We start from the raw sequence: 19,610 nt of genomic DNA, 5'->3' as shown, positions 1-19,610 counted from the left end.
ATGAGTGTAATGGGATATCAGGTCAACTACTCACATACAACTCACATACAGATGCGCACACTGCCCATACTCACTACATTCCTACGCACATACTACTGTGGAAAGCATGACAGAGACCAATGGCACCCATCCCAAAGCACTTTCTGAACTCGTTGATGCAGGTTGGGCGCAAGCCTTAAGTGGAGTCGAAGATGATATTCACCGCATGGGATCTTTCTTACGAGAGGAACATGCACAAGGTAGGCAATATCTTCCTGCCAGCAAAAATATTTTAAGAGCGTTTACCATTCCTTTTGACGACATCAAAGTATTAATTGTCGGCCAAGACCCTTACCCCACACCAGGACATCCAGTTGGACTCAGCTTTTGTGTTGACCCAGCGGTAAAGCCCCTTCCTGGAAGTCTGCGGAATATCTACAAAGAGCTTGTTGACGATGTACACGTACCTCAACCAACCAACGGCGATCTCACTCCTTGGACAAAACAGGGGGTGATGTTACTCAACAGATGTCTCACCGTGGCAGTCGGAGCGCCTGGAAGTCATCGAGGCAAAGGCTGGGAACACATCACTGATGCAGCTATTACCGCACTCAATAACCGCACGGATGAACATGGTCATATCAAACCCTTAGTTGCAATTCTCTGGGGACGGCAAGCCCAGAGTATCGCTCCTTTACTGACGAACGCTACAATCATCACCTCTGCTCATCCGAGCCCGCTGTCCGCACGCTATGGTTTTTTCGGTTCGCACCCTTTTTCACAAGCAAACGCTGCACTAGTGGCACAAGGAGCAGAACCTGTTGATTGGAGTCTGCGTTAAGGGACCCAATAGCATAAATTAGTCAGTGGTCAGAAACAGCAGTTACAGTGTTGTCTATGGCTTTATTCCCAGTGCAACCGCAGAACAGTATTTCACAACCGAAGCTGCCTTCACCTGAACCAGGGCAGAAGAGTCCGCTCAGCCGTGCAGATTTGGACAGAACCCGCGATTTAGTAGGTAAAATCCGCACACGCTTCGCACGCACGCTTGTGGGGCAAGACAATCTACGCGATTCGCTCATTGTCACCTTGATTGCCGCGGGCCACATTTTGATCGAATCTGTCCCTGGACTGGCCAAGACAACAGCCGCGCAGACTCTAGCAACATCAGTTTCTGGCAGTTTCAAACGCGTGCAGTGCACACCCGACTTAATGCCATCAGATTTGGTTGGCACTCAGGTCTTTGATTTCTCTGCACAGAAATTCACCACAATCATCGGTCCCATTCACGCAAATTTCGTGTTGTTGGATGAAATCAACCGCTCTAACGCCAAAACACAGTCAGCGATGCTTGAAGCTATGTCCGAAGGCAACACCACTATCGGCGGTGAACGCATTACACTGCCTAAGCCTTTTATGGTAATTGCTACACAAAACCCTATCGAAGAAGAGGGCACGTATAATCTTCCTGAAGCTCAGATGGACCGCTTCATGATGAAGTCACAAATGACGTACCCCACAGCTGATGAAGAGCAACGTATGCTCCATCTGCTGGCTGAACGTGGCTCTGATACCCCTGAATATCAACGCCTAGGACAAGACGATATTATTTCCATAGCTGATGTTGAATTCCTCAGATCTGCTTCGAGAAGAGTTCATATTTCGGACTCTATTGTCGAGTATGCAGTAGATTTAGTCGCCACGAGTCGTGGCGCTGGAAAACACCCAATACAAGGTTTGTCTAGTCTGGTGCGTCTAGGCGCGAGCCCACGTGCATCGATTGCATTAGTACGTATCGCGCAAGCCAATGCCTTGATTGCCGGACGTGACTACGTTGTACCCGAGGATGTCAAGCTCTTTGCACATGAGGTACTTCGCCACCGCATTCTGTTGACCTTTGAAGCTCTGGCCGACGATGTTTCCAGCGATCAAGTCATCGATTCTATGCTTCAGGCGGTGCCCGTACCATGAGTTCAGCTCAAGATTCAAGGGATCCGGTTCGCAGAAAAATCGAAGCCCTTGGCATCAAGCTCTCCTTACCCACAGTACGCAAAGCTCTAGGAGTGTTAGAAGGGGAGCATCTTTCTCACCGCTTAGGTGGCACGGGAGACACGATGGATATTCGTGCCTACGAGTCAGGCGATGAAGCTCGCTTCATTGATTGGAAGAGCAGCGCCCGTGCTGGTCGTCCGATGATTGCTCAACGCGAGCGTCTGACCACCAGCAGAGTGTGGATGCTTCTTGATGTTGGTCGTGAAATGAGTGGTAGCTGTGTTGGCGGAGAACGTGCCATTGATGTAGCAGCTAACGCATTGGCGATGTTCGCAGCATTATGTTTGCGACGCTCTGATGATATTTCTCTAGTACTGGCAGATGCTGTCAGCATTACCCGAATGCAATTCAGCGGAGGTTTCACCGAATTCGAGCATCGTCTTGACAACTCGCTTAATTCTCAGATGAAGCATCCCCGGCACATTGACGCTCTTTTGGACTATGCCAACACCATAAAGGACCGCAATGCTCTAGTAGTGCTGGCCACAGACGAAACTGCTCTTGGAGACCAGCAATTACACGCTATTAAACGATTAGCACAGAGCCATCCGATTGTTGTTGTCGATATTGCAACTATTAATCCTTTCAGCAGGCCCTCGGGATACCGACATGTGATTAATGCGCGCGACGGTCGTCGCGTACCTGCTTTTCTATCTCAACCAGATGTGGTTACGGCAGTTCAAACACATCGTGGATTCGCAACTGCGGCTCTACGGCAAGAACTCGACCATGCAGGTTCAACGCTGCTGCATTGCGCTTCGAGTGAGCTGATGTTTGGCGAATTTATCAGGATTATTTCTTCGAGCCTCACACGCTCAGGACGCAATCATCTGCTCACACCCAAGATGCTGAATCTCGGGGGAAAGAATGAGTAATTCCATTTTGGCGAGCATTGATGTCTCAAAGCTGACAGTCTTAGAACAATATTCACCAGTCATTTTTTGGTCTGGACTATTGTTATGCCTTCTAGCAGCATGTGCATTAATCATTCTCGCTAAATACTTAAGCCGTCCTCGCAAGACAAAAATACATACCGTCAGTTCACACAGTAGTGAAGCACGCTCAAACCCTTGGAGAATTAAGGTTAATGAGATCGTGAAGTCCTATGACAACCAAGACATCACCAAAGAAGAGGCTTTTTTGGCCTTGGCACAAACCGCGAGAGATTTCGCTTCCAACGCGACTGGAAGGAATATGGCCTCTCACACTTTACTTGATTTGAATCTCGAAGCACGCAATGCTCAGCAACGCGGACTCGATATGCTCAGAAGAACCATCGCAGCCCTATACCCACCAGAATTTGCAGATGCCTTAATCAATGCCCAAGCTCGTGAGACCAGCGTTGATGAAGCGTCAGGATGGGTATTGAATTTGATAGATCGTTGGGGGCGGTGAACACTTCAATGAATGCTTTATTAATTTGGCGTTGGCCCTGGGCCATGCTGGTAGCAGCTCTGATAGCTTTGGTACTGCTGGTAGTTGTATGGTTCCGTTCTCGGCGACGCCCGCTAGCTGCGGACCCGAAGCAAGATGCATTCAGCTGGAACATCAGCGCTGATCTTCATAACGAAGAAGTCTCTCGTCAATACCGCCTATGGACCACACTAAAGCGGATAGCTTTCGCTCTACTCACTTTGGCAATTATTAGTAGCGTCGCACTCATTGGGCGTCCCTCAACTGTGAATTCAGAAGATGAACAGTCCAACACCCGTGACATTGTGCTCTGCCTAGACGTCTCGGGATCTACACTCCCCTATGACCGCGAAATCATCTCTACCTATTTGGATCTTGTATCTCAGTTCCAAGGTGAGCGAATAGGTCTGAGCATTTTCAATTCCACATCACGCACCGTGTTCCCTTTGACCGATGACTACTCCCTGGTTACTAAACAGCTGTCATCAGCAAAGGAAATACTGGGAGGAGTACAGTCACAAGACGATATCGATAAGATGAGCGACAAACAATATCAACAAATTTCTGATTGGCTCGATGGTACCCAAAACATCAAAGATCAAACCTCGTTGATTGGTGATGGGCTCGTCAGTTGTGCTGCGATGCTCCCTGGATTTGGATACAGCAGCTCAACGCAGAACAGCAATAGCACACAACGCTCTGCTTCTATCGTTTTAGCGACCGACAATGTAGTTTCAGGCACGCCGCAATATACACTCCAACAGGCTCTAGATCTTGCGAAAAATGCTCAAATCAGCGTGGACGGTATTTTTGCCGGACCTGATGCAAGCCTCAATGATTCGACTACTAAAGCAATGAAGAACCAGATCGAGAGTGACGGCGGCGTATTCCTGAGCGAGCGATCAGGTGCGTCTATAGATGAACTCGTCAGGGAGATTGATACCAGACGCGGAGGTAAATCTCAACAGGCTTCACAGTCCAGTCTCCTAGATGCGCCTGGATGGTGGGTGTTGGTAATTTCTATCCTCTTTATAGGGTATGCGATCACTGTTTGGAGGCTTAGACGATGAACAGTGTGCTAGGAAATTTCACATTTGCCCCAGCTCTAGGTTGGATTCCAGCCATAATCATTTGTGCCGCATTACTTGTGGTAGCCATAGTAGGTATTGTGCTCTATCGACGTCGTGGCACCAGTTCAGATACCACGGTTTGGGCTTGCGCGCGCAGAAGCGCAATAGCTCTTGTACTCGCTGTTATGACACTCACGCCCAGTATGGTGACCAGCACCACTAGCAAGGCTGTGAACGCCACTGATGTGTTCATCGCTGTTGATGTCACGGGATCTATGGCTGTTAACGATGCCCACTACGATTCTGATACCACCATTACTCGTAAGGATGCAGCAGTTCAAGCTATACAAAGCATTACGAAGCTCTATCCTGATGCGAGTTTCGCAGGTATCCGATTCGGCGCTAGTGGCACACTTGATGTTCCTCTAACACCAGATAGCAATGCTATTGACACTTGGGCTCAAACGCTTTCAACTGAATCGACTTTTGCATCGTCAGGTTCAAATTTGGACGCTCCTTTGGACCAGCTGCTAATCCAGCTCAAAGCCGCACGAACTCAGCATCCAGATGATGCGCTCATCGTATATTACATATCTGATGGCGAACAGACCAGCACAGAAACAAGACGTTCATTCTCTTCACTACGTCAATACCTTGACGATGCCACTACCGTTGGAGTTGGCTCTAGCGAGGGCGGAAAAATTCCAGTAACCGATAGCACGGGCTCCAGTACAGGCCAGCAATGGGTTATTGATCCAAGCACTAAACAACCCGGTATCTCAAAGATGGACAGCAAGAATTTGAAAGCCATTGCTGACGAAATGAGTGGCAGATACATCGCGTTGGATGCAAACCATACCTTGGCGAATAGCGCATCCGCAGAAGCGTCGAAACAATATCGACTGACAATAACCCCTAAAGAGCGCATTGTCACAGCACCATTAATCTGGCCTTTTGCAATTGCATTGACCATACTCTTGCTTTGGGAGGCTGCTGCATGGTTAGTAACTTCAAGGAGAATGCTATGAGCACAACAACCAGCAATAGCAAGGCTTCAGCCGCCAAGAGCAAAGGACCTTTAGCGCTCCGCTTGGGATTGTATGTTGTGGCTGCACTAGTGCTCATAATTGGCATAATTGCAGCGTGCAATGCCATTGCTCTCAACACGTATAACCAGGCTACACAAAGTCTTGTCAGCAATATCAAGACAGCGAAGAAAGACACAGCCGATTTGGCTATGCTAAAAAGCTCACAGGAACAGACGGATTCACAATTCGCTGATGCGCAGGCATTGTCAGCAATATTATTACCGACAACAAACAACACCATCAAGCATAATGCTGAAACCTCGCGCAAACTAACAGCGCTGATTACGTCAGCACTCAAAGCACAACAATCCTCAACCACATCCTCTGACAGTAATCAGGCCGAAACTGATAAAAAGAGCACTAGTTCATCAACTTCTGGTTTGTCTCAGGAGGAGCGAGAGAAAGTTCAAGAGCTCCTCAAGCAAAATCAGGCAACACAAACTCCTACTCCGAGTGCATCATCGTCATCAAGTAACACCAGCACAAGCGAGAACGTGAAGCCCTGGTAGTTAGTCTTCACACTTGCGCCAAAGATATCCACATCACTTGAATCGATTACATATTCGACCACTCAATGCGATGTATAACAGTTAGTACCTCAATATCAGCTGAAATATGATTATGAGCAACAGATACAACACCTCAGCTGCACGGCGAAGCACTAATACATCGAGAAGTTATACGCGTATACCGCAAGGCGACACAGCTAATCAATTCTCTGAGCCGGTAATACTCACTTGTGAATGTCAGCGTGCAGCGCAGGAATGTCGCATAATACTTGCCAGGATTATTGCTGATTGCAATCTCACGGTCAAAGATATCCAACTGCCTCTCGCCTCTGCAAAACGCATATCATGGCAGGGTTCAGCGGCTCAATATTTTCGTAAAGAAATTATATCTCTCGAAAACTCGTTGCACACCATCGCTGAAGGTGCTCAAACACTTGGACAACGGCCAGATTTCAGGGCACTCTAATGTGGGAAGTATCAGCATCGGTATACGGAGACACCCACCAAACACAAGTGAATCTTGATGATTTAGACAGTCACGCACAAGCACTCTACCAAGTTGGCAGACAACTCGAAGTGTTGGGTAACGCTTGGTCCTGTGCAGTACTACAAATAGGCTCTCTTGCATCCAGAGCAGTGTGGTGCACGTCTGGCAACTCACCTGAGTTCTACAACGTGAATCGAAGCATAATCCAACACAGCACCATGAATGTGCAATCACTAATTTCTGCATGCAACACTCAGGCACGAAGAACTCATGATCTAGCGCAGCGTTGCACAAACATAGCCCAACTACTGTGGCGTGCCCGTGGAGTGTATTCGGATGCAGAATATCGAACATTGGCCTTCATCGGACGTGCTATACAAAGCACTGTCACTATTTCACCTGTTGGGTCTGTGTTGGGAGGAATTATTTCTGCAGGCACGTCCCTTGCATATGGAGCACTCAAAGAAGGCAGCTACAACGGAGCATATGCTGTAAGTGGCACAGCTTGGGCTCATGAAGGTGTGGTCGCCGCTGTAGCACAAGGAATTGGCCAGATACCAACCTTTCCCCTCGTCACTGGTCTTATGCACAGTAATGAGAGTAATCGTGCAGCAAGCCGCTTGGCACCACTGGCACAAGGTGTTGCATGGAGTCTCCAGTCAGATAATTTAAGGGTCACTCAACTCACACCAAGTAAGGTCGCATCTGAGAAGGTTCATTCGGTAAGCGCCGCACTTGAGCACCTTGATACACTCAGCGACCCAACATATTCGGGTTTGCCACACTCGACTCTTTCCATTCAGCGATACCGTAATGATTCAGGTGGCAACAGTTGGTTAGTGACCATACCAGGAACACAATCCGAAACAGATTCGCCCTTGGGTTGGGCACAAAATGTGCAGCTTATGAGTGACAATGACAATCAACGAATGCAAGCAGCGAGCGCCAGATTCGTACTTTCAGCAATGGAACAGGCTGGGATACAACCACAAGATAAAGTTGCGTTGGTAGGGCATTCCCAAGGAGGCATAGTGGCAGCTACCTTAGCCTCGCAGAGTAATGTCGCATACCGTATCGAACACATCGTTACTGCTGGCTCGCCAATAGCCAACCACCCTATCCCAAGCTCAACCTGGGTTACCAGCGTTGAAGTCGAAGACGAATTGGTATCGGCATTAGATGGTGCACCCAACCCGACTCGTCAGTCGTGGATCACAGTACGAGGGAAAGTACAGCCTAAATCAGTAACTACTGCCACAGTATCGAAATACATGGCGGCAACAGTGCTGAACAGTGGCGACAATAAGGAGCTGCCACACGGTATGAATTATCAACGTGCTACTTGGCAATCTGCTCAAGATCTCGGTGCCCCCGATACCGAAGAACACGACGAACACTTTTGTAAAACAATTAGTGGTGAGCTACAGGAAAGTCTGTATTTTCAAGGTCGCATGGTGCCCTAGAACCACGACGAACTCACTTTCACGTTTACGGCTCCGAGTAGGCTTTATCGCATGAAGATCACTGATATCAGCCCAGCAATCGCACTGAGCCCTCTTGACGGGCGATACCATTCCCAAACCGCTCCCCTGGTCGAATATCTGAGCGAAGCAGCCTTAAACCGAGAACGTATGCGCGTGGAAATCGAGTGGATGATTCTCCTCGCCAACGGTTTTGATAATGACGCTGCGCACCCAGACAGCCAAGCTGCGATTATCGGTGGCGTTACACCTTTTACAACAGAAGAAATTGCATATTTGCGTGCAATTCCCGAAGATTTTGATGCGGACAGCATTGAAGAATTAGCCAAAATAGAAGCTAAAACTCATCATGATGTCAAAGCAATTGAATATTACATTGATCGGCGACTTGATAACGCTAGTGCAACACTTGGTGCGCAAACAGAGCTCTCCCGTCTCAAACCTTTGGTTCATTTCGCCTGCACCAGCGAAGATATTAACAACATTTCATACGCCCGCTGCATCAAGAATGCAGTGCAACTTGTGTGGGTACCAAATGTGCAAACGATTGTAGATTTGTTAGGTTCACGAGCACAGCAGTACCGCGACTTAGCAATGCTCAGCCTCACACACGGTCAACCCGCAACACCCACCACACTTGGCAAAGAGCTCGCCGTTTATGTATACCGGATCAACCGTCAACTCAAGCACTTGGAGCAGCAGGACTACCTCGGCAAAATTAATGGTGCCACAGGAACCTTTGGAGCTCACCTTGCAGCATATCCTGAGGTTGACTGGGCCGCTGTTTCACGCGAATTCGTGGTGAATCGCATGGGTCTGACATGGAATCCGCTGACTACGCAGATCGAATCTCATGATTGGCAAGCTGAGGTCTATTCAACGATTTCTCATGTTAACCGGATTCTGCATAATCTCGCCGTGGATGTTTGGATGTATATCTCACGCGGTGTATTTGCGCAAGAACCAGTAAAGGGTGCCACAGGTTCTAGCACTATGCCGCACAAAGTTAATCCGATTCGTTTCGAAAATGCCGAAGCAAATATGGAAATATCTTGCTCTCTACTCGATACGCTCGCGCAAACACTTGTTGAATCGCGTTGGCAGCGAGATTTGACGGATTCCACGACCCAACGCAATGTCGGCTCTGCGATAGGATATAGCCTGCTCGCGCTCAATAATTTACTCGGCGGATTGCAGGCCATTCATCCCAATATTGCTGTTATTGAGGAAGAACTCAACAACAATTGGGAGGTTTTGGGTGAGCCTATCCAGACAGCAATGCGAGCAGAAGCTCTTCTCGGCAAAGAAGGTATGGATAATCCATATGAACAAGTCAAGGAATTGATGCGCGGGCACCACATCAGCCAACAAGATGTGCAGTCCTTCATTGATTCGCTGAACTATGATCCACAAACGGCGCAACGACTGAGAAACCTTACGCCTGCAACATACACAGGAATTGCGGATAGCTTGGTTGATTTCGCCACGCGATGAGTGCTCTGGAGGAAACAGAAACAAGCATGAACACGGATAGCAGCGGCGACGACACCACCATCGTCGAAGCGGATGCGACTGAATTATCATCGCGTATTAACGACACCCCACCTGAACGAGTACGCGATTTGGGCGATTTAGTGCGCATCATAGGCACACTCATAGCGGGCATACTCGTTGTGCTGATTGCTGTGTATCTTCGGGGAGTAACGCAAGGTATTGAGTCTGATGTGCATACTGCAAGTCAAGCACTCGATTGGCTGTATGACCTACCCACGTCGCTACTCCAGCAGTTCACCACTATCGTTGTGGTACTGATGGTGCTCTTCCATCTGCTATTCACTCGTGAATATCTTCAATCCATTACCTCATCCATAGCGCTATTCTGCGGATATGGTGCCATTTGGGCTATCTCAACCTTTATTGTTCACTCTGGGAATGAGACGATTATCAATGCGCTGAGCCCCTCAGTGATGATTAGTGGGGCAGCACTCCTTCCAGATATTTACGCTGGAATAGGAGCTTTCCTCAGCGCTGCTGGGCCACGGAGGCTTAGGGGCAGCGTGAAATGGGGATGGAACCTCTTATACGCTACGGCAGTTGTTGTTGTGGCCCTTTCCGCAAACGCTCTCAGTGGGGTGTTGCTCTCATTCTGCATCGGGCGCATTGTTGGTTTAGGTATTCGTTTCCTCGCGGGAACTCAAAATAAAGGCGCATGGGGATCAGCCATAGTTCAGTCATTAAAGTCCATTGGGATAACCGTCAACGCCTTGCGAGCTGTAGAAATTCCAGCATCGCCGAACCATTTCGGTACTGAACCATCGCTACATGATGACCTTGTGGAGGGTTCTCGTATCTACGAGGTAGAAGATACCAAAGGCAAAACGTATACGGTTTCAGTACTTGATGCCCAGAAGTATACCGCGGGCTATCTGATGCAACTGTGGCAGTGGTTAAAATTCTCAGGTATATCTATGAGGCGTGACCGGTCGGTCAAAGACACTACACAACATCACTTTGCGATGCTTCTTGGTCTGCGCAATCTCGGTCTGACCACAGTTAAGCCTTATGGGGTTGCTGAAAGTGGAGAGTCATCCATCCTAGTGCTGGAATCCGACGCTGCCTTGAGTTCGACTGATCTGTCTACGCTGAGCGACAGCAGCGTCAAGGAACTCTTACACTTCGTAGATACAGCACTTGAACATGGCTACACCAACAGAAGTATTACCCCAGAATCAATAGCTCATGATGCCACTGGGAAATTCTGCATCGCTGGTTGGCAGAACGGTGATTTCGCTAGTTCTAGTGCCAATGAGTCAATTGACCGCATTCAGCTCTTGACTTTGTTAGCTTGCACAATTGGTCATGATCGTGCCGTTGATATCGCCAAACAAGTGTGGGGCGATGACATGCTAATAGGACTTATCCCATTCCTACAGAAGGTTGCTGTGCCGGCAGCTACAAAAGCATTGCCCGGATGGGATAAGCATTTGCTTGCTGAGCTGCGTAACGATATTCGTGCACTGACATCTGAAGAGGTTAGCGAAGCAATTGAGCCTGTGACTCTAACGCGCTTCAATTTACGCTCATTTATGGCTTTAGTTCTGCTAGTTATAGCAGTTGCAGTAGTGCTCACTCAGCTTAATTTGCAGCAAGTAATTTATGCCATATCCCATGCAGAACCATGGATGGCGGTGCTGTGCTTTGTCTTCGGCATATTCGCTTGGATTGGTAGCGGCATCAGCTTAGGTGCCTTTATGGATGCTGACCGACGAAATTATCTAGGAATATTCATGGCGCAAGTAGCGGCGAGCTTTACCGCCGTTTCTATGCCTTCTGGCGTTGGTCCAGCCTTCGTTAACTTACAGTTTCTTAGGAAGAGTGGCTATCGCAACACCATAGCCACAGCAATTATGAGTGCAGTTATTGCTGTACAGTTTTTAACCACATTTTTGCTGTTGATTCTGATTGGTGTATTCACAGGGCGCAACTCGTTTTCCAGTATGATCCCGACCAACACTTTAGTAATTGTGTTAGGTGTTATCGCCATCGTAGCCTCACTATCTATGGCTATAACACCGATTCGGAAACTCCTCATTGATAAATTATTGCCTATCATCACCGGATATGCGCGCCAGCTTCTTGATGTACTCACCCAACCCAAACAGCTCATTATGAGTGCACTGGGTGCTCTGCTGCAGAGCTTGGCATTCGGTTTAAGCTTCTGGGCGGCATTAAAGGCTTTCGGATATCCAACCAATATCTTTGAGACAACATTCATTTTTATGTTGGCGAATACTCTCGGCTCTGCGGTGCCTACCCCTGGTGGTCTTGGAGCGGTTGAGGCAGCGCTCACCTTTGGTTTCTCAGGCCTCGGAGTTCCCACTGCTGTTGCGCTATCTGCAACGCTGCTATTCCGAGTAGCCACCTACTGGCTGAGAATTCCATTAGGCGCGCTGGCAATGAAGTGGCTCAACGCTCACAATCTTGTCTAAACAACACGCACGTACTCATCATCTTCTCTACATCGTCAATTCTCTGCTTCTACACCCCATGCGACTGTGAGTATCACGTGGCATGTTCATGATCTGTAACACTTGTGTAGGGATTTAACAAAGACGTCCTTTGCCTCAATCTCATAAAGACTGCAATCACGCCATTCTCATTTCTTGTATACTCCATCATGCGCCAGAAATCCCTACACAATCGAGTTTCAAACATCATTCAACAGCAAAAATGCTCGAGTATGATGATTTTTCCTCTTCGAGATTTACACAAACTTCCCTGAAGCCAAAAAATGCTGCGAAAACCCTGCTGAATACAGCAGTTTCAAGCAATCTGCGCTAGTATCGGATTGACAGTTGGGTTTCCAGTTAGGAAGGGGACCCCCGACAGAAGGATGCTTTATGGCATACAACAAGTCTGATCTCGTTTCGAAGATCGCACAGAAGTCAAACCTGACCAAGGCACAAGCGGAAGCAGCAGTCAATGCTTTCCAAGACGTTTTCGTTGAGTCCCTGACTTCAGGCGAAGGTCTGAAGCTCACTGGTCTGTTTTCAGCAGAGCGCGTGAAGCGTGCCGCACGCACCGGCCGCAACCCACGCACAGGCGAGACCATCAAGATTCCAGCAAGCTACGGTGTTCGTATCACCGCAGGCTCACTGCTGAAGAAGGCTGTAGTCAAGTAATTACTTCGCTCTCCTCACAGAGCCCAGTTCAAAAACCCCGATTACACAGGTGTGAATCGGGGTTTTTGTTTATCTCTTATCCACGAAGGTCTGAGCTCATTTACTGGTATCACCAATTGCTGTGTGGTTTAGGCTCATCCATTGCTGCCATAACAGCACGATAATCCTCACTGGCGGTTGCACTAAAGGGGTCAAGCATCTCAGCTTCAATCCTGTTTGAAGAAGCCAGAGAAATATGAGTCCAGTCGCATGCCCATAGGAAATCACTACGTAAAGCCTTCTCAACAAATGCTCCACGAAGTGCTGCACGCGTATCATCTGGCGGAGTATTTACAGACTTTCTGATGCTTTCTTCACTCAACAGCGATCTCATTGCCCCGTGATGCAATAATGCCGGGTACGTTACACCGTTGATGATGTCGTGATATTCAAAGTCGATCTGCTGAGCTCGAGCTTGAGCATACTCTTGCTTCGAAGAGTATCGTGCTCGTATACGTTCGAATAAGCTGAGTTTCGCAGCCCAATCAACCCAAGACGATAAATCACGCCACCGATGCGAATCTATGGTGTCCAAGGCATTCTCCCATAGCTCCAACACTTGCGCCGCATCAGGAAGAATACTGTTCATCGTTGCAGCATGTCTTGATACGAAGGATTGCGCAGCTTGCAAATAGACTCGCTGAATATCCAAAGCGCAGCTCGTCGAGCCACCAGATACACTGTCGGCAAGCTGAATTGACGATTTTCCTGTTATATCCTTGCTAACCGTGCTGATTGCTGTGCCAGGATCCAACAATGCATAGGGTTCAAAAACAGAGTTCGTTTCGTTGCTAACAGCTTCTTCGATTACCGATAGTACCAAATGTGTTGTTGCTAATTTCATCCAAGTGGCAATCTGTGAGCGATTGGAATCTCCAACAATCACATGAAGCCGCCGGTAATGATCTGGATCTGCATGTGGTTCGTCTCGTGTGTTAACCATGGGTCGAGAACGAGTAGTCGCGCTTGAAACCGCATCATCAAGAAAACGGGCACGCTGTGAAAGTTCAAATCCCTCGGGGCCAAGCAAACCTGCACCTGTGAACAGCTGTCGCGTCACTAGGAAGGGTATCAGCTCTCGTTCGATGGTCCGCAAAGACACAAAACGACGCAATAAATAATTCTCGTGGCAGCCGAAAGAGTTACCGGAAGAATCCGTGTTGTTTTTGAATACATGGATGGTGGTGTTGTTACCGTACTGTTGTCTTAACTGTTGCTGCGCATCCAGAGCCAGGCGCCCCATGATGCGCTCCCCTGCCAGATCCTGAGATAGAGCTTGCATCGGCGTACGCGCCTCTGCTGTCGCATACTCAGGGTGAGAACCGACATCAAGGTAGAGCCTTGCCCCATTCGAAAGATAGGTATTCGTGGAGCGAGAGCGTGTTACCACAGGTTGAAACATCATCATGGCGACTTGGCTGGCCTCGACCGGCTTCTCGTTTTCAGTAACGCTCACTCCATATTCAGTCTCAATACCGAAAATTCGTGAAAATCCTTTGTCGTGTATATCCTCAACAAATTCATCCGCTCTGGAGACATGCCTTGAACCGCGCAGTTGCGGCATCACTGCCCGCCCTTCTGCACAAAACTACTGACATACTCCTCAGCATTGCTCTCTAACGTTGACTCAATATCGTCGAGAACAGCATCAAGGTCTTGTACTTGTTGCTGGCTGCGTTCTTCTTCAATCGATTCTTGAAGCTCCTGTGGCTGCTGCTGTGCATTGCGCTGTATATGTTCCTGTGGCATTTTGCTTCACCCCTTGTTTATAAAAGCTTTCAAGTCTTTGACCCCAACCAGAACCCTAATTATGAACAGCTAAGCACACTAGATCAAGTATGGTCTCAAATCCTCGATAATCAAACCATTGGACGCGACTACATCGTTGTTGCGATCCCAATGGAGTCCATCACCGTTCCACTGCTCAATCTGACCTTGAGCTTCGCAAACCACCACCATAGCTGCTGACACCGCAGGAATATCCCAAGAGTGCAAGGTCGGCTCAAAATACGCATCATAAGTGCCATCAGCGACTTTGCACAAGTCTAAGGACGTTGGTCCTATTCGCTTAATATCCGCAGGTTTGCCCGCCAACGAACCCGCCGTGCGTAAAGCCCGTTTGGATTCTTTAGGGAAATATGACATGCCAAAACTCACCACAGAACCGTTAAGTGAAGAAGTCGTTGAGGGCATAACCTTTTCCCTCTTTTCGCCGTTTGGCGTACGTCGAATCCGAATAGCTCCTTGACCCTTAGCTGCCAGATACGTCGATCCCAAAGCAGGAGCATGCACAATGCCTAGAATAGGAGTGGCCTCACCATCTTCGCCAACTTCGAAAAGGGATATGGTTATTGACCATTCAGCCATATTCCTCACGTAATTAATCACACCATCTATATGCCCAACGCACCAATACTTTTTCCCGATCTCGCGATCGCTGCCTTCGTCTTCCCAAAAGCCGTCGAAAGGCTCAATACTAGCAATCCGTTCACGACAATATCGCAGCAGTCGATCGTCAACTTCAGAGGTGTATTGGCGTTCTTGCTGGGGGTGTAAAGCTCTGAGATCATGAGGATTTACCTGATCTTGCAAAGCGTATGAACCTGCCTGAATCGCCACTTGTGCGACTCGTGTGGTCAGTTCACGCAATTCCATGGTCGCTCCCCCTCTAATCTATTGTCCTCTGAAATAATACACATTACGTATGATGTAGCGTTGCGCTGTGTGCGTGATGCTCCATTTCACATCTCGTCAAGGCTTGCGCAGCATGTTGCGAGGAAATCAATATCGATTCGACTTCCTCTTTTCCATATGCCAGTGGGTCTGAAGTATCAAAACTACGCAATGTGCTAGAAGCGCCTGACTGAGTGCTGATGCAATCTCGTACAGTGATACTGCTCCACGACATCGCCACCACCTCATCTGGGAATACATCCAGTAATCGAGAACGCAGCCATGCGCGAGTATCAGGCGGTGCCTGACGCTCAGCAATCGCAATAGCTTCCTTGCTCACTGGGCAGTCGCAACGAGCTACAACTTTTTCAAAAACCGATGCGCCCGATTGCAACGATCCCCATGACAAATCTAAGGCTCGAAGTTTCGAATCATTCCAGCCGTATTGATCTGAAGAAGATACATTTGGGTAGTATCTGCGGCGAAGACCTTCCAATAATTGCCATTTTAATAACCATTCGAAACGCGACGCTTCAGTTACCAGCGATAATCGTTGCGTTGCACTGCACGAGGCAATATGCATCACATCATTCAACGAACGACGCCACATCACCATAATGCTCCGTGTAGCAGTATCTGGCCAGAGCACCTCGTCTGTTCCGTCTGTGCCATACACTCGCCGTGCAACTACACAAACCGCATCATATAAACGCTCTTGGATCTGCAATGCAGTGAGTTGAGTACCATTACGCATATTCAAAGCTTGATGCAAAGAAAGATCATGAGATACCTGATGCAAGGCACGCACAGGATCTGAGAATTCTACTTCGTCAAGCAACTCCTGAAGATTTACACCAACAATCTGGGCATGTTCAGTAAGCCACAGCAACATGCTAGTGGTGCCTAATTTCAACAGTTGAGGAACTTGCATGCGATTTGCATCACCAACAATTACATGAAGACGTCGGTATTCGCCACAATCGTGAGATTCATCTCGCGTGTTAACGATTGGTCTGTCAAATGTCGTTTGAAGTCCAATCGGTGTGTGTATATAGTCAGCCCTTTGGCTTAATTGATATCCCGAATATTCACTGCGCTCACCTACACCCACTCTGCCTGAACCAGTAAACAGCTGTCTGGTAACGAAATGTGCAGTCATCATCTTGCTAACTACAGCAAATGGCACAGCTCGCAAACTCCGGTAACTTTCATGGCTACCCCAGCTAGCACCTTTGCCATCAACGTTATTGCGATGCAGCACTATCTGTTTATGTGTTAACCGAGTAGCCTGCTGCGCTGCAACTCGCATCAACGCATCGCCAGCAGCGTCATAAGCTACTGCCTCAAAAGGATTAGTGCTTTCAGGTGAGGAGTATTCGGGGTGAGCATGATCTACGTAGATTCGCCCACCATTAGGTGCTATGACGTTAGTAATGTGCAATGACGGCGTATCCGTAAGCATTTCAGGACGGGCTGCGGCACGTTCAAGACGCGTACCCCGAGCATCATTAATAGGATCCTCTTGCCGGTAATCCCAACGAATATGTCTGCTGCGCTCATCGCTCGCACCTCGGACCACATCAAATGACAGGTGAATTGGGTCATAGCCACTAGCTGCGCTGTCAGAAACAGCATATTCAGTCTCTGTGCCCATCACCCGATGCACACTCATAGCGCCTCGTTCTCTGCTGTAATATGCGCTTCTTCACCTGTCACATCACTTACCGAGTCTTGTCGTGGCACAATACGTACCACACGTCCCTCACCAAGACCTGTAATCCGTGCCCATTGAGTGGGATCAGCATCACATACCGAATCAACAGTCTCAAGAAACTCGTCCCGAATCGCCTGTGCAAACATTGGTGCGTCCAAAGCAATATCTACACCATGCTCAATGGATGCCTTGACTGCTTGAGTTTTAGCTCGGTCTACGATGTTGCGCAGCATGGCGCCAGATACCAAATCTCCGAAGTAGATTGAGGTCCACACACCTTGCTCATCACTCACGTCACACACATGTCGGCTATTATTTCGAGCGTAAATATCTTTGACTAGTTCAGCAACCAGTACATCTGCATGATTCATATCGCCAAGGGGCAGATCATCTGTCAGATAGTGGCGAAGGATACCGTCTGCCTGTTGAGCATGAGGCCGATCCACACGAATTTTGACATCGAGACGGCCAGGGCGTAGCACCGCAGGGTCAATCATATCTACACGATTCGAGGCACCAATAACCATGACATTGTCGAGTGACTCGACACCATCGAGCTCTGCTAGGAACTGTGGCACGATGGTGGTTTCTACATCAGAGGAGACACCCGTTCCTCGTGTACGCAACAAAGAGTCCATCTCATCGATAAAAACAATCACTGGGGCGCCACTGGACGCACGTTCACGAGCACGTTTGAAGATACCTCTGATGATTCGCTCAGATTCTCCGACAAATTTGTTTAATAACTCTGGACCTTTTACGGAAAGAAAAACACCTGATCCAGCAGAGCTGCCTTCTGCAAGGCTGTTAGCAACTGCCTTGGCAATCATAGTCTTGCCATTTCCTGGAGGGCCATATAGCAAAATCCCTTTAGGAGGACGCAAACTATAGCGTTCAAACAGCGCACGATGTTGAAAAGGCAATTGCACTGCGTCACGTATGCGCTCTATTTGCTCGTCCAAACCACCAATATCGTTAAAGGTCACATCTGGAGTTTCTTCAAGAACAAGGTCACTATTGTCCTCGGATGGGAGCATTCCTAATGCAACATGTTGAGAATTGTCGAGTATCACTCGATCTGAGACTTTTAAGGATGCTGATGTTAAACCCTGAGCACAGGTGACCACAGTTGAGGTACCAGATACGTCTGTAACGATTACACGTTGACTATCAATGATTTCTTGCACGCTGCGAACCACACCAGTAACAGGCGTGTCTCTGGTTTGCACCAGCACAAGGCTCTCATTTAACAATACGAGTTGACCGCGCTGTAAATGTGCAGTATCAATCATTGATGAGACGGGCACAATCATGCGTCGTGAGCCAGAAAGCACTTCTGCATTGGCATGACTCACGCCTTGCTCATCCGTGTGAATGCTGTCGATACTTAGTAACACCGCAAAGGTCAATGGAGGTTGAGTTTGTTGCATCAACTGAGATTTTGCCTTGCCTAGCTCATGTCCTGCTCTCGTCAGAGCCTTAGCTAGAGCATGGTTCTTCTCACGGCTGGTGTCTAGTAAATCCCGCAATTCCTGTAATTGCTGTGCTTGCTCATGCTCAACACCAGCATGTTGATTCTCAGTCACCACCTTGCTTTGCTCCACTGAAATTGCCTCCATCTTCATGCTGTTCCGGTGAGCTCATAGTGCCCGAACGCTTTGAAGTGCCAACGTCGACACTGTTGTGTCTGGTAGCATCCGCATCTGGTAGCTGTGAGCCTTGACGCTTCTCAAGAACAAGATTACGCAACCAACGCACAATCAGCAGAAGTATTCCACAGGCGATAACTACAATAACGATATTTTCGAAAATACTGAGCACTCCAAGGATTGAACACCACTGCCCTCCTAAAACATATCCCAACGAAATCAGCAATGTATTCCATACAGCTGAACCAAGCACGGTCCAACCTGTAAAACGTAGGAATCCCATCTTATTCAGCCCAGCTGGAATCGATATCAGTGATCTCACGATAGGAATGATTCGTCCAAATAGCACCGACCACGTACCATATTTCACAAACCATCTGTCGGCTTTTTGTACATCCTTGCGACTGGTACCAGGTATCTTGTCGGCAATAACGTTGATCCGTTCAAGACCGATCAGGCGAGATGCTCCATACAGCACCCATGCCCCAACAACAGAACCGATTGTGGCCCACAAGATCGCTTCAACGATCGAGAGCCTTCCCCGTGCAGCTGTAAACCCTGCAAGTGGGAGAATTATTTCACTGGGAATTGGTGGGAAAACGGATTCTAAAGCTATTGCAGTGCCAACTCCGATACCCCCCGCTTGCTCCATTAAATTGACCAGCCAATTGGTCATTGCACCTATGATGCCGGATTCGCCAGTTGTGCAGACAGGCGCGGCCAGAACTAGTGCGTCTGGATTCATGTTGGCCATTGTCCCAGCAATTTCAGACA

Annotated in this window: 18 protein-coding genes; 12 read left to right on the top strand and 6 right to left on the bottom strand. The window is 48.3% G+C overall.

The annotated features are described in order from the left end of the window. Positions 1–106: 106 nt before the first annotated feature. The 12 genes from LKI20_RS05045 to LKI20_RS04990 all read left to right on the top strand — a co-directional run bounded on the left by LKI20_RS05045 (position 107) and on the right by LKI20_RS04990 (position 12,761). Positions 107–820, top strand: a complete 714-nt coding sequence (locus tag LKI20_RS05045; RefSeq protein ID WP_291771078.1) for a uracil-DNA glycosylase — start codon at positions 107–109, stop codon at positions 818–820. A gap of 56 nt (positions 821–876) precedes the next feature. Then, positions 877–1,950: an AAA family ATPase gene (locus LKI20_RS05040; protein ID WP_291771076.1), complete on the top strand. Its 1,074-nt coding sequence runs from the start codon at positions 877–879 to the stop codon at positions 1,948–1,950. Then, complete coding sequence (locus LKI20_RS05035) at positions 1,947–2,906, top strand: DUF58 domain-containing protein (protein ID WP_291771073.1); 960 nt, start codon at positions 1,947–1,949, stop codon at positions 2,904–2,906. The genes LKI20_RS05040 and LKI20_RS05035 overlap by 4 nt, the downstream gene beginning before the upstream one ends. Further along, positions 2,899–3,426: a hypothetical protein gene (locus LKI20_RS05030; RefSeq protein WP_291771070.1), complete on the top strand. Its 528-nt coding sequence runs from the start codon at positions 2,899–2,901 to the stop codon at positions 3,424–3,426. Before LKI20_RS05035 ends, LKI20_RS05030 begins: the two co-directional genes overlap by 8 nt. Then, positions 3,390–4,514: a vWA domain-containing protein gene (locus LKI20_RS05025; protein WP_291771067.1), complete on the top strand. Its 1,125-nt coding sequence runs from the start codon at positions 3,390–3,392 to the stop codon at positions 4,512–4,514. The genes LKI20_RS05030 and LKI20_RS05025 overlap by 37 nt, the downstream gene beginning before the upstream one ends. Further along, the gene (locus tag LKI20_RS05020) at positions 4,511–5,542 is read left to right on the top strand and encodes a vWA domain-containing protein (protein WP_291771065.1); all 1,032 of its coding nucleotides are present in this window, start codon (positions 4,511–4,513) and stop codon (positions 5,540–5,542) included. The genes LKI20_RS05025 and LKI20_RS05020 overlap by 4 nt, the downstream gene beginning before the upstream one ends. Then, a complete protein-coding gene (locus LKI20_RS05015; protein WP_291771062.1) occupies positions 5,539–6,111 on the top strand; it encodes a DUF6466 family protein in 573 nt (190 codons plus the stop codon). Before LKI20_RS05020 ends, LKI20_RS05015 begins: the two co-directional genes overlap by 4 nt. Before the next feature lie 106 nt (positions 6,112–6,217). Next, positions 6,218–6,577, top strand: a complete 360-nt coding sequence (locus LKI20_RS05010; protein WP_291771059.1) for a hypothetical protein — start codon at positions 6,218–6,220, stop codon at positions 6,575–6,577. After that, entirely contained in the window at positions 6,577–8,061 is a 1,485-nt protein-coding gene (locus tag LKI20_RS05005) for an alpha/beta hydrolase (protein ID WP_291771056.1), read from the top strand. The genes LKI20_RS05010 and LKI20_RS05005 overlap by 1 nt, the downstream gene beginning before the upstream one ends. A gap of 51 nt (positions 8,062–8,112) precedes the next feature. Beyond that, positions 8,113–9,573: an adenylosuccinate lyase gene (purB, locus tag LKI20_RS05000; protein WP_291771053.1), complete on the top strand. Its 1,461-nt coding sequence runs from the start codon at positions 8,113–8,115 to the stop codon at positions 9,571–9,573. Positions 9,574–9,599: 26 nt separating this feature from the next. After that, positions 9,600–12,068, top strand: a complete 2,469-nt coding sequence (locus LKI20_RS04995) for a lysylphosphatidylglycerol synthase transmembrane domain-containing protein (protein ID WP_291771049.1) — start codon at positions 9,600–9,602, stop codon at positions 12,066–12,068. Positions 12,069–12,479: 411 nt separating this feature from the next. Beyond that, complete coding sequence (locus LKI20_RS04990) at positions 12,480–12,761, top strand: HU family DNA-binding protein (RefSeq protein ID WP_034252119.1); 282 nt, start codon at positions 12,480–12,482, stop codon at positions 12,759–12,761. 109 nt (positions 12,762–12,870) lie between these two features. Here LKI20_RS04990 and LKI20_RS04985 read toward each other — a convergent pair whose 3' ends face one another. The 6 genes from LKI20_RS04985 to LKI20_RS04960 all read right to left on the bottom strand — a co-directional run bounded on the left by LKI20_RS04985 (position 12,871) and on the right by LKI20_RS04960 (position 19,581). Next, on the bottom strand, positions 12,871–14,364 hold the full coding sequence (locus tag LKI20_RS04985) for a proteasome accessory factor PafA2 family protein (protein ID WP_291771044.1): 1,494 nt from the start codon (positions 14,362–14,364) through the stop codon (positions 12,871–12,873). Continuing rightward, the gene (locus LKI20_RS04980) at positions 14,364–14,549 is read right to left on the bottom strand and encodes a ubiquitin-like protein Pup (RefSeq protein ID WP_291771041.1); all 186 of its coding nucleotides are present in this window, start codon (positions 14,547–14,549) and stop codon (positions 14,364–14,366) included. Before LKI20_RS04980 ends, LKI20_RS04985 begins: the two co-directional genes overlap by 1 nt. A 78-nt stretch (positions 14,550–14,627) precedes the next feature. Next, the gene (locus tag LKI20_RS04975) at positions 14,628–15,455 is read right to left on the bottom strand and encodes an inositol monophosphatase family protein (RefSeq protein WP_291771038.1); all 828 of its coding nucleotides are present in this window, start codon (positions 15,453–15,455) and stop codon (positions 14,628–14,630) included. A gap of 43 nt (positions 15,456–15,498) precedes the next feature. Then, positions 15,499–17,145, bottom strand: coding sequence for a depupylase/deamidase Dop (gene dop / locus LKI20_RS04970; protein ID WP_291771036.1), 1,647 nt, complete (start codon positions 17,143–17,145; stop codon positions 15,499–15,501). Beyond that, the gene (gene arc, locus LKI20_RS04965; protein WP_434734941.1) at positions 17,142–18,776 is read right to left on the bottom strand and encodes a proteasome ATPase; all 1,635 of its coding nucleotides are present in this window, start codon (positions 18,774–18,776) and stop codon (positions 17,142–17,144) included. The genes dop and arc overlap by 4 nt, the downstream gene beginning before the upstream one ends. After that, the gene (locus LKI20_RS04960) at positions 18,766–19,581 is read right to left on the bottom strand and encodes a DedA family protein (protein ID WP_434734940.1); all 816 of its coding nucleotides are present in this window, start codon (positions 19,579–19,581) and stop codon (positions 18,766–18,768) included. Before LKI20_RS04960 ends, arc begins: the two co-directional genes overlap by 11 nt. Between the last annotated feature and the right edge of the window lie 29 nt (positions 19,582–19,610).

It is taken from the genome of Bifidobacterium sp., assembly GCF_022647885.1.
Taxonomy (GTDB): Bacteria; Actinomycetota; Actinomycetes; order Actinomycetales; family Bifidobacteriaceae; genus Bombiscardovia.
This window is presented reverse-complemented; position numbering and strand designations above follow the sequence as displayed.